This is a genomic window from Kribbella sp. NBC_00709 (genome assembly GCF_036226565.1).
GTDB lineage: Bacteria > Actinomycetota > Actinomycetes > Propionibacteriales > Kribbellaceae > Kribbella.
In genome coordinates, this window is record NZ_CP108996.1 from 308,725 (window position 1) to 320,460 (window position 11,736).

Here is an 11,736-nt window from a genome sequence, read left to right on the forward strand (position 1 = left end):
CTTTACCTTGCCCCAAGGGCAGAGGGTTTGATGGTCTGGTGTTGACGATCAGTGAGTTCGGGAAGCGGGCCGGGCTTTCGCACAAGGCGTTGCGGTTGTACGACGTGTCCGGGTTGCTGGCGCCGGCCCAGGTCGACCCCGCCAACGGCTACCGGTTCTACGACGAGGCGCAGTTGGAGCGCGCCCGGCGGATCAGCGTGCTGCGGCAGTTGGACATGCCGCTGACCACGATCGCCGAAGTACTCGGGGGCACCGACGAGGAGGGCCTGATCCGCCTCGACCGCTGGTGGGCCGCCGAGGAGGCGACCACTCAGGCACGGCGGGCGACGCTGCAGTACCTGCGGGACCGCCTGTCCCGATCCGGTACGCCGGGACTCGCGCCGCGACCGGTGCTGACCCGCGACGTGGCGGCGACCAAGATCGCCTCGATCCGGGCCGACACCAACCAGCAACTGCTGGTCGGCGTGATCGTGACGTGCACCGACGAGATCATGTCGTACCTGCGGGCGGCCGGCGCGACCGCGACGACCGGGTCGTGGGTGATCTACCACGGCGCGGTGACGCCCGAGGGTGAGGCGACGGTCGAGGTGTGCGTGCCGTTCGACGGCCTGGTGGACCCGTCCGGCCGGATCGCGATCCGGGTCGAGCCGGCGCACCGGGAGGCGTACTGCACGATCACGATGAACGAGTGCGCGTACCCGCGGATCATGCTCGCCTACGACCTCGTCACTGACTGGGTCCGGGCGGCCGGCGTACCCGAAGCGGGTCCGCCGCGGGAGGTGTACCTCCCGGACTGCCACCTGATCCCCCGCGACGAACCGGCCGTCGACATCGCTCTGCCCATTCTCGAAAGGAACCCCTGATGGACTACGCGATCCAGACCCAGTTCAGCGATCCCGGCGTACACGCGGAGCTGTTCGACGCGCTGCCGGACGACCTGCCCGGCATCGGCGCGGTGGTGCGCAACCTGCTGATCCACTACCGCGGCGGCGGCATCGAGTTCACCGGCGACCGGCTGGCCGAGATCGACCACCGCTGGGTGTCCGCGATGCTGACCACCGACCAGAAGCGCAACGGTACGCCGCTCGCCGTACCGCGGGAGCCCGTCGACCGCATCGTCGGATGCTGCCGCGACTACACGTTGATGTTCGTCTCCGCCCTGCGCCACCAGGGGATCCCGGCCCGTAGCCGGATCGGGTTCGCGGACTACTTCGCGGCCGGGTACAACCACGACCACGTGGTCGCGGAGTACTGGAACGGCGACCGCTGGGTGATGGTCGACGCGCAACTGGACCCGGCCGAAGACCGTCCGTTCGATGTCGAGGACATGCCGCGCGGGCCGTTCCGGTCGGCTGCCGAGGTGTGGCTCGGGATCCGCGCCGGCGACCTGGACCCGGATGTCTTCGGCGTCGACCCGGGGCTGCCGATCGGTGGCGACTGGTTCGTCCGGAACTACGTCCACCTGCAGCTCGCGCACCTGAACGGCGACGAACTCCTGCTGTGGGACAACTGGGGGACGATGACGGCCTCCATCGACGGCGCCGACGTCGACCTCACCGACGAGGTCGCCAGGCTGATGGTTGCCGCTGACAACGGAGACGAGGCCGCCGGCAAGGAAGTCGCCGACCGCTACCACTCCGAGCCGGAGCTGAAGTTCACCGGCCGCGCCTTCGTCACCTCGCCGGCCCGGCCGGACCACGCGTGGATGGACCTCAGCGCAAGTAGGTGACGAGGTCCGCGACGACGCGGTCGATGGTGTTCAGCAGGGAGAGATGGCCTTCACCTGGTTCGAAGTGGAAGGTGGAGGCCGAGACGTGGGCGGCCAGCCAGTGACCGTGCGCTGCGGGGACCATGCGGTCCTGGTCGCCCTGCCAGATCGCCACCGGGGTGGTGATCCGGTCGAGACGGAAACCCCAGTCCTTGACGAACGCCAGGTCGTCGTCGCGCCAGCCGGCGATGCTCTCGGCAACGGAACGGCGCGACGACGTCGCGAGCCAGTCCAGGATCGGACCGGTCATCGCCGCCTTGTCGACCTCGGAAACCAGGTCACCGAACGCGGCAGCCAAGTCCGCCGGTGCAGCACCGGCCAACGCGCTCGACTGCTCCTCGAGCAGCGGCTCGAGCGCATCGCGCCCCTCGAACGCGGCACCGAACTCGGCAAGATTCTCCTCGCCCATGCCGACCATGAAGTCCAGCCCGTCCGCGTTCGCGGGCCCGACGCCGGCCACTGATGCGGCGGCGACGCACCGCCCCGGCAGCAGGGCCGCACACGCCAACGAATGCGGTCCGCCGCCGGACATCCCGATACTCAGGAAACGGTCGGCGCCGATCGCGTCGAGCAGACCGGCGACGTCGTCGGCCACGTCGGCGATCGACCGACCGGGTTGCGGCGTCGACGCGCCGTACCCGGGCCGGCCGGGGCTGACCAGCCGCAGCCCGTGCCGCTCGGCGGCCTCCGCGAGCGGAGCGAACCGCACCGCAGCACCCGGGGTGCCGTGATGGAACACGAGCGGAACGCCGTCCGCCGGTCCCTCGATCAAGTACTCCAACTTGCGGCCGTCGGCGAGCTGCACGAACTCCATGCCGGAAGCGTATCCCGCTAGCCGACCCCGTTGCGGAGGCTGTCGAACAACCGGTCCAGGCGGGCGCGATGATCCGCCGACACGTCGGCCGGTGCGTCCCCGGCGGTCATCCGCCGCGCGGTCTCCACCAGCACGGTGGTGTAGCCGGCGATGAAGAACGCGGCCAGGAGTGGTGCATCACCTTCGAAGACCGGGGCGAGCTCCTCGGCGAGGGTCTGCTGGAGCTCGGACGCGATCTCCCGGGACCGGGCGATCAACGCGGGCGAGGCTGCGACGGTCCGGTAGAACGGGACCGAACCGTCCTTGATCCCGGAGAGCGCGTGCTCCTCGTCGAGCAGACGGACGGTTGCCTGCTGCAAAGAGGTCAGGACATCGGTTGCGCCGTCGCGTACGGCGGAACGCAGTACCTCGACGGCGTCGTCCGTACGGTCCAGCAGCAGGTCCTCCTTGCGTGGGAAGTGCTTGAAGACGGTCACGCTCGAGACGCCGGCCTCGCGCGCGACCTCGGCAACCGTCACGTCGTCGAACCCGCGCTCCAGGAACAGCTGGGTCGCGACATCCGAGATCCGGGCCCGCGTCTGCGGCCCGCCCCGCGCGTCGGTTCTGGGCATCTTTCCTCACTCTCTTGTGTCACTAAGCTTAGTCAGTTAACTTAGTGGCATGACCTCCACACAGACAACCGTCTTAGCAGCTCCCCCGCGCTCACTGCGGGAGGCGTGGGTGGCGCTGGCCGGATTGTCGGCGGTGTTCCTCGTCGAGATGCTCGACAACTCGATCCTGAACGTCGCACTGCCGACGATCGGGCGCGAACTGCACGCCTCGACCACCGCGCTGCAATGGGTGACCGGCGCGTACGCGGTCGTGTTCGGCGGGCTGATGCTGGCGTTCGGCGCGATCGCCGACCGCTTCGGCCGCCGCCGGATCATGCTCGTCGGGCTGGTCCTGCTCGGCGTCGCGAGTCTCGCGACCGCGTTCGTCTCCTCCGTCGAGCAGCTGATCGCCGTCCGGGTCGCGATGGGCGTCGCGGCCGCGATGACGACGCCGGGGTCGCTCGCGCTGTCCTTCCGGCTGTTCGAGGACGACGATCTCCGCGTCCGCGCGACGACACTGATCTCGACCGTGGGCCTGGTCGGGCTGGCGATCGGCCCGACCACGGGCGGGTTCGTGCTCGCGATCGCGCCCTGGCAGGTCCTGCTGCTCGTCAACGTGCCCATCGCCGTACTCGCGATCATCGGTGTGCGTGCCGGCATCGCCGCCGACGTCGTGGCCGACCTGCACCGGGATCCGATCGACATCGCGGGTGCCGTCCTGGGGACGGCGGCGATCGTGCTCGCGCTCGTCGCACCGACGCTGTTCGTCAACGAAGGCGCGGGCTCGTGGGCTCCGTGGGCGACGACGGCCGCAGCTGTCGTGGGAGCGATCCTGTTCTTCCTCCGCGAGCGGTCGGCGCGGTACCCGCTGCTCGACCCGAAACTCGTTGCCCATCCCCTGGTGTCCAGCGGCCTGGCGTTCAAGGCTGCGGCCGGGCTCGCGACCGCTGGCCTCGGGTACCTCGTGACCCTGCAACTGCAGCTGGACTGGGGCTGGTCACCCGCCCTCGCCGCGATCGGAATGCTGCCGCAAGTCGTCGTTCTCGTCGCGGGCGGCGCCCTGATCGGCCCGTTCGTACGCCGCGTCGGTCTTGGCCGAGCAGCCTGGATCAGCGCCGCGGCGGTCGTGTTCGGCCTCGCCGTCTACGGGTCGCTGAGCAGATTCGGCTACATCTGGGTAGCGCTCGCCCTCGTGCTCGTCGCCGCCGGGATGCGCGTCGTCGGGGTAGTTGCCGGAGTCAACGTCCTGCGCGGCCTCCCGCAGAACCGCACCACGATCGGCGCAGCCCTCACCGACACCGCCACCGAGGTAACCTCCGCCGCCGGCATCGCCATCACCGGCACCATCCTCGCCACCCTCTTCACCGGCCCCATCACCACCCCCACCTGGGCCCCCCACCAAACCGCGGAGTTCCACCAGGCTCTCACCACCGCCGCCCTGACCCTGACCACCCTCGCCACAGCCTTGGTTGCCTACGGCATCATCCGCACCCGAGGGACAGCTGCACAGACAGACTGACCGACACCACGAGGCAGTCGCCCGCGCGGTAGCGCGGGGCGGTACAACAAACAACCCCGCCTGGTGAGGCAGGCGGGGTTGTGTCTTTTCGGACGGGCGGCGGGCTCAGAACTCCGAGCCGGCTGGGAGGTCGGGGGTGGTCGGGTCGTCGGGGTCGGACGGGCCGGCGGCCAGGCCGAGTTCGGCGACGCTGGCCAGGTGGGCGTGGTTCGGGACGACGCGGATGGTGTAGCCGAACGGGCCGGTGCGGTCGAGCTTCAGCTCGCCCTCGTAGCGGTGCCGGTTGCCCTCGTACGTCTCGGCCAGCGACAGCGCGGCCCGGACCGGGTCGGTGATCTCGTCGTTGGCGTCGACGCGACCGTGCAGTACCTCGACGCAGATGTCGGCCGGAGCGAGGTCGCCGAGAGCGGCGAACGCGCGGATCCCGACCGTCGTCCCGAGCTGCGGTACGTCGCCGAGACCCTGCAGCTCCACGTGGTCGACGCGGATCTGCGGCCAGGCGGCCACCACCTTCTGCTTCCACGCGGCCAGTTCACGAGCACCGTCGTACGTCGAGTTCAGCGAACGCGACGACTGCGCGGCCGGCACGTACAGCTGCTCGACGTAGTCCCGCACCATCCGGGTGGCGAGCACCTTCGGGCCGAGCTCCTTGATCGTGTGCCGCAGCATCTCGATCCACCGGCCGGGCACGTCACCGTCGTAGAAGCGCGGCGCGACCTGCTTCTCGATCAGGTCGTACAGCGCGTGCGCCTCGAGGTCGTCGCGGCGGTCGGTGTCCTCGATCCCCTCGGCCGAAGGGATCGCCCAGCCGAACTCGTCGTCGTACCACTCGTCCCACCAGCCGTCGCGGATGGAGAGGTTGAGCGCGCCGTTCAGCGCCGCCTTCATGCCGGACGTGCCGCACGCCTCGTACGGACGCAGCGGGTTGTTCAGCCAGACGTCGCAGCCCGGGTACATCGGCTGCGCGAGCGCGATGTCGTAGTCCGGCACGAACACGATCCGGTGCCGCACCTCCGGGTCGTCGGCGAAGCGGACCATCTCCTGGATCAGCTTCTTGCCGCCCTCGTCGTGCGGGTGCGCCTTGCCGGCGATGACGATCTGGACCGGTCGCTGCGGGTGCAGCAGCAGCGACTTCAGCCGCTCCGGGTCGCGCAGCATCAGCGTCAGCCGCTTGTACGACGGGACGCGGCGCGCGAAGCCCATCGTCAGGACGTCCGGGTCGAGGATCGAGTCGACCCAGCCGAGCTCGGCCTCGCTGGCGCCGCGGTTGATCCAGGACTGCCGGACCCGGGACCGGGTGTCGTCGATGAACCGCTGCCGCAGCAGCCGCTTGGTCTCCCAGATCTGCGCGTCGGTGGTCTTGTCCAGGCCCTCGAAGATGTCCTCGTCGGCGGTGTAGTTCGCGTACGTCAGGTCGTGGACCTCGCGCGCCACCCAGGTCGGCGCGTGGACGCCGTTGGTGATCGACGTGATCGGCACGTCGGTGGAGTCGAAGCTCGGCCACAGCCCGGCGAACATGCCGCGGCTGACCACGCCGTGCAGTTTCGACACGCCGTTCGCCCGCTGCGCCAGCCGCAGGCCCATGATCGCCATGTTGAACAGCGCCGGGTCGCCGCCCTCGAAGTCCTCGGCGCCGAGCTCGAGGATGCGCTCGATCGGGACCTCCGGGCCGAACACGTCCGGCGAGAAGTGCTGCTGGATCAGCTCGACCGGGAACCGGTCGATACCGGCCGGGACCGGCGTGTGGGTGGTGAACACGGTGCCGCCGCGGTTGACCTCGAGCGCGGTGTCGAAGTCGAGATCCTTGTCGGCGGCAAGCTCCCGGATCCGCTCGACGCCGAGGAAGCCGGCGTGCCCCTCGTTGGTGTGGAACACCTCGGGGGCGGCGTGACCGGTAATCCGGCAGTACGTGCGGACCGCGCGGACACCGCCGACGCCGAGCAGCAGCTCCTGGAGCAGACGGTGCTCGGTGGAACCGCCGTACAGCCGGTCGGTCACCTCGCGCTCGGAGGGCTCGTTCTCCTCGATGTCGGAGTCGAGCATCAGCAACGGGACACGGCCGACCTGGGCGACCCAGATCTGCGCGTGCAGCTCGCGGTTGCCGGGCAGGGTCAGCGTCACGGTCGCGGGTGCGTCACCATCCCGGAGCAGGCTGATCGGCAGCCCGTCCGGATCCACCAGGGGGTAACGCTCCTGCTGCCAGCCTTCACGGTTCAGCGACTGCGCGAAGTATCCGTGCCGGTACAGGAGACCGACGCCGATCAGCGGCACGCCGAGATCACTCGCCGCCTTCAGGTGGTCACCGGCGAGGATGCCGAGACCGCCGGAGTACTGCGGAAGCACGTGGGTGATGCCGAATTCCGGGGAGAAGTACGCCACCGCGTCGAGCGGTGAACCGGCGCTCTGGAACCACCGGTCTTCGGTCACGTAGCTGTCCAGGTCGGCTACCGCGAGTTCGAGCCGGCGCAGGAAAGTGTGGTCATTGGCCAGCTCGTCGAGCCGGGCCGCCGGGACCTCACCGAGCAGCTTGACCGGGTCACCGCCGGTGCTCCGCCACAGCTGCGGGTCGACGGCCTCGAAGACGTCCTGCGTCTCGGGATGCCAGGCCCAGCGGAGATTGTTCACCAGGGTGCCCAGGCCTGTCAGCGGCGCAGGCAGGACAGGGCGGACGGAAAATCGTCGTATCGCTCGCACCGGGACACCGTACCGGGCCGGGGTGCGCAAAACACCTTCGGGATGCATCGATCTTGCAACGCGAGCAAGATTTTGCAGGCCCGTGTGTCACAGACGACTACTGGGAACCGATAACGTCAGTCCTGTAGTTCCGACATTCAGACACAGGGAGTTCATCCACGCCATGACTGGGCGCATCCCGATCACCGACGTGACCCCGACCGTCGACGCCGGAGCGTATCCGGCGAAGTCCGCGGTGGGCGAGACGTTCACCATCGCGGCCACGGTCTTCCGGGAGGGCCATGACGCGGTGAACGCGAACGTCGTGCTGACCTCGCCGTCGGGACAGACCAGACGGATGCTGATGAGCCCGGTAGGACAGGGCTCCGACCGCTGGACCGTCGACGTGACGCTGCAGGAGCAGGGCGCGTGGACGTTCGCGGTCGAGGGCTGGAGCGACCCGTACGGCACGTGGCGGCACAACGCCGAGATCAAGATCCCGGCCGGCATCGACGTCGACCTGATGTTCGCCGAGGGCGCAGCCTTCTTCGATCGCGCCGCGGCCGGCGTACCGCCTGCGGTGCGCGCGGACCGCGGCACGCTGGGCGACGCCGCGCACGCCTTGGCGAACGGCGCGTTGCCGCCGGAAGCGCGCCTGGCCGCGGGCATCTCGCCGCAGGTCCGGGCCGCCCTCGGCCGGTATCCGGTGCGCGAGCTGATCACGTCGTCGGAGACCTACCCGGTGTGGGTCGACCGGACGCGTGCGCTGTACGGCAGCTGGTACGAGTTCTTCCCGCGCTCCGAGGGCGCGACGTACGACGAAGAATCCGGTGAGTGGAAGTCCGGGACCTTCCGGACCGCGGCGCAGCGGCTCGAGGCCGTCGCGAAGATGGGCTTCGACATCCTCTACGTGCCGCCGATCCACCCGGTCGGCCACTCGTTCCGCAAGGGCCCGAACAACACCCTCGACCCGAAGCCGGGCGACCCGGGTTCGCCGTGGGCGATCGGCTCCGAGGACGGCGGCCACGACGCGATCCACCCCGAGCTCGGCACCTTCGAGGACTTCGAGTACTTCGTCGGCCGGGCCCGCGAGGTCGGCCTCGAGGTCGCGATCGACCTGGCCCTGCAGGCCTCCCCGGACCACCCGTGGGTGAAGGACCACCCGAAGTGGTTCTCGGTCCGCGCCGACGGCTCGATCGCGTACGCCGAGAACCCGCCGAAGAAGTACCAGGACATCTACCCGATCAACTTCGACAACGACCCCGAGGGCATCTACGCCGAAGTACTGCGGATCGTCAAGCTGTGGATCTCCAAGGGCGTCACGGTGTTCCGGGTCGACAACCCGCACACCAAGCCGGTCAACTTCTGGGAGTACCTGCTCGGCGAGATCCGCAAGACCGACCCGGACGTGCTGTTCCTGTCCGAGGCGTTCACCCGGCGGCCGATGATGCGCGAGCTGGCGAAGGTCGGCTTCCACCAGTCGTACACGTACTTCACCTGGCGCAACGAGAAGTGGGAGCTGGAGGAGTACCTCGAGGAGCTGACCAAGGAGTCCGCGCACTACCTGCGGCCGAACTTCTTCGTCAACACTCCCGACATCCTCACGGCGTACCTGCAGTACGGCGGACCGGGCGCGTTCAAGATCCGCGCCGCGATCGCGTCGACCTCGGCGCCGGCCTGGGGTGTGTACGCCGGGTTCGAACTGTTCGAGCACGTCGCGCTGCGGCCCGGCTCGGAGGAGTACCTGGACACCGAGAAGTTCCAGCTCCGCCCGCGCGACTGGGCCGCCGCCGAAGCGGAGGGGCGCTCGCTGGCGCCGTACCTGACATTGCTGAACAACATCCGCCGCCGGCACCCGTCACTCCAGCAGCTGCGCAACCTGTCGCTGCACTCGGTCGATGACGAGGCGATCATGTGCTACTCGAAGCGCTCGACCGCACCCGACGGACACACCGACACCGTCATCGTCGTGGTGAACACCGACCCGCACTCCGTCCGCGAGTCGATGGTCCACCTCGACATGGCCGCCCTCGGCATGCGCCCCGAAGACACCTTCACCGTGTACGACGAAATCAGCGGCGCAACATGGCGCTGGGGCCAACAGAACTACATCAAACTAGACCCCAACGCCGAGCCGGCCCACATCCTGGCCGTACGCCGCGGACAAGCCTAAGGCCCCACCGCGGTCCGGCTCGCTACCGCTCGCGAGTGACGGCGTGGTCGGCGTCGAGTCGTGGAATTGGGTCGTGGAAAGTGACCCCGATCCACGACTCGCCGTCCGGACCGTTCGCCTATCGCCACGACTCGGGCAGGCGAGCCTGCCGACGGCCGCGTGGGCTGGCTGCCCCTTAGAGCGGGACGGTTTCTGGGTATTTGAGGCCCGCTCCGGTGTTGAGGGCAACTACCTGTTCCCCGGCGTGGATCCAGCCCGACTCGCGCAGTGCGCGGATCGCGGCGAAGTTGGCGGCTCCTTCGGGGCAGATGAAGGCGCCCTCCCTGCGGGCTACGGCATGCTGTTCGGCGAGGATGTCCTCGTCGTCGACAGCTACTGCGCAGCCGTTGGTTTCGGCGATTGCCTGCAGGACGAGGAAGTCGCCGAGCGCCTTGGGCACAGTGATGCCGAAGGCAACAGTGTGTGCGTCCACCCACGGCTCGCTCTCCGGCAGGCCTTTCTCCCACGCGCGGACGATCGGCGCGCAGCCGGTCGACTGTACGGCGACCAGGCGCGGCAGCGGGCCGTCGATCCAGCCGAGTTCGCGCAGTTCGTTGAGCGCCTTCCAGATGCCGATGATGCCGACGCCGCCGCCGGTCGGGTACACGATCACGTCGGGCAGCTGCCAGTTCAGCTGCTCGGCGATCTCGAGCCCCATCGTCTTCTTGCCTTCGATCCGGTACGGCTCCTTCAGCGTCGACGCGTCGAAGTACCCGGGCTGCTCCCGGATGTACGCCGCCGCGTCGCCGATCAGCCCGTCGATCAACTGCAGTCGCGCGCCGACCACGGTCACCTCGCGCCGGCAGATCTCCGGGGCCGCGATCGGCATCGCGATCAGCGCCTCCATCCCGGCGCGCGCGGCGTACGCGGCCCAGGCCGAGCCGGCGTTCCCGTTGGTCGGCATCGCGATCTTCCGGACACCGACCTCGTACGCGCGCGACACTCCGACGGCCGCGCCGCGGGCCTTGAACGTCCCGGTCGGGATGAGCCCTTCGTCCTTCATCAGCAGGCGATCCACCCCGAGCTCAGCGCCGTACCGCGGCAACGGCAGCAACGGGGTCATCCCCTCTCCCAGAGTCACGATGTTGTCCGGCGACCGCACCGGCAGCAGTTCGTGGTACCGCCACAGGTTCGGGTCACGCCCGGCCAGCTCGTCCTTGGTCAGCGTCACAGCGGGTACGTCGTACCGCGCGAGCAGCGGTGATCCGCACGGGCAGAGGCCGATGATCTGGTCGGCGTCGTGGGTTGCTCCACAACGAGGGCATTCGAGATGACTCAGCGCAGAGAAGGGCACACCCCAGAAACTACCCCGCGCGCAGATCGGTGATCATCGGGCGCTGGTGGTCGGTCAGCCGGAACCCGATGCCGCGGACGGCGTCGATGGTGACCGTCGTACCGAGTTCGTCGAGTTTGCGGCGCAGGCGCTTCACCACCGAGTGCACGTCGGCGGTACCGCGGACCTCGCGGTCGCGCCATACCGTTTGGTGCAGGGCGTCGTACGACCAGACGCGCAGCGGCGACGACATCAGCCGGGTGAGCAGGTCGTGCTCGAGCTCGGTCAGCTGGATCTCGCGACCGCGCCAGCGCGCGACCGAGCGGCCCCGGTCGATGGTGAGCACGTCGGCGTCCGGCTCCTCCCCCGTGGCTCGAACGGCGGCGGCATCGACCGCATCGGGCTCCGGGGGGTCGGGCTGCTCGGGCGCGGCAGGCGGGGGCTGCTGGGCAGGAACCAACAGCCTGCGTAGTTCGTCGAGGCTGGAGACGAGCAGCAACGGGGCGACGTCGTCGACCAGCTCGGCCAGCCGGACGCGCTGCTCAGCAGAAGCCGCGACCGCGATCAGCAGCGGGAACGGCTCTTCGTCGGATCCGGTCGTGGTCAGGTCTATACGGGCGGTGACCATCTGGTCACGATGTCAATACCTGCCTCGGATCGTCAACGGAATGCCAACGTTTGCCTAGGTTGCTTCGATCGGCGCGACACCTAGTCACATCTTGCTCACCAGGTGTGCTTGTTACCACGTTGTTCTGACACATAGATTCCTCGTCAGGCTTGCGGTGTCACATGCCGCGACCTGGGGGGCACGGAGCGTTCGCCCAGACGCGAACCCCCTTGCACCTCTGCACCGATGACTCGGGGGAGTCGACTCGGGGTCTGTCAAG

The 11,736-nt window shown here is 69.0% G+C and carries 9 protein-coding genes; 4 read left to right on the plus strand and 5 right to left on the minus strand.

Annotation, left to right across the window (positions count from 1 at the left end; genetic code table 11):
- Positions 1-41 precede the first annotated feature (41 nt).
- Positions 42-863, plus strand: a complete 822-nt coding sequence (locus OHA18_RS01515; protein ID WP_329001636.1) for a MerR family transcriptional regulator — start codon at positions 42-44, stop codon at positions 861-863.
- Positions 863-1,729, plus strand: coding sequence for a transglutaminase-like domain-containing protein (locus OHA18_RS01520; RefSeq protein WP_329001637.1), 867 nt, complete (start codon positions 863-865; stop codon positions 1,727-1,729). The genes OHA18_RS01515 and OHA18_RS01520 overlap by 1 nt, the downstream gene beginning before the upstream one ends.
- On the opposite strand, the gene OHA18_RS01525 is transcribed toward OHA18_RS01520, so the two are convergent.
- Together OHA18_RS01525 and OHA18_RS01530 are read right to left on the minus strand one after the other, a co-directional pair.
- Complete coding sequence (locus OHA18_RS01525; protein ID WP_329001639.1) at positions 1,713-2,582, minus strand: alpha/beta fold hydrolase; 870 nt, start codon at positions 2,580-2,582, stop codon at positions 1,713-1,715. The genes OHA18_RS01520 and OHA18_RS01525 overlap by 17 nt on opposite strands.
- A gap of 17 nt (positions 2,583-2,599) precedes the next feature.
- Positions 2,600-3,193: a TetR/AcrR family transcriptional regulator gene (locus tag OHA18_RS01530; RefSeq protein ID WP_329001641.1), complete on the minus strand. Its 594-nt coding sequence runs from the start codon at positions 3,191-3,193 to the stop codon at positions 2,600-2,602.
- A 49-nt stretch (positions 3,194-3,242) separates the two neighbouring features.
- Between OHA18_RS01530 and OHA18_RS01535 the strand changes: the two genes are divergently transcribed.
- Entirely contained in the window at positions 3,243-4,691 is a 1,449-nt protein-coding gene (locus tag OHA18_RS01535; RefSeq protein ID WP_329001643.1) for an MFS transporter, read from the plus strand.
- Between the two features lie 105 nt (positions 4,692-4,796).
- On the opposite strand, the gene glgP is transcribed toward OHA18_RS01535, so the two are convergent.
- A complete protein-coding gene (gene glgP / locus OHA18_RS01540) occupies positions 4,797-7,385 on the minus strand; it encodes an alpha-glucan family phosphorylase (protein WP_329001645.1) in 2,589 nt (862 codons plus the stop codon).
- A gap of 163 nt (positions 7,386-7,548) precedes the next feature.
- Here glgP and OHA18_RS01545 point away from each other — a divergent pair, with 163 nt between their 5' ends.
- Positions 7,549-9,537 carry a maltotransferase domain-containing protein gene (locus OHA18_RS01545; RefSeq protein ID WP_329001646.1) on the plus strand — a complete coding sequence of 663 codons (1,989 nt, stop codon included), beginning with the start codon at positions 7,549-7,551 and terminating at the stop codon, positions 9,535-9,537.
- Between the two features lie 175 nt (positions 9,538-9,712).
- Here the strand turns inward: OHA18_RS01545 and OHA18_RS01550 are convergent, their stop codons facing one another.
- Complete coding sequence (locus OHA18_RS01550; RefSeq protein WP_329001648.1) at positions 9,713-10,870, minus strand: threonine synthase; 1,158 nt, start codon at positions 10,868-10,870, stop codon at positions 9,713-9,715.
- 10 nt (positions 10,871-10,880) lie between these two features.
- Positions 10,881-11,477, minus strand: coding sequence for a winged helix-turn-helix domain-containing protein (locus OHA18_RS01555; protein WP_329001649.1), 597 nt, complete (start codon positions 11,475-11,477; stop codon positions 10,881-10,883).
- Positions 11,478-11,736 lie beyond the last annotated feature (259 nt).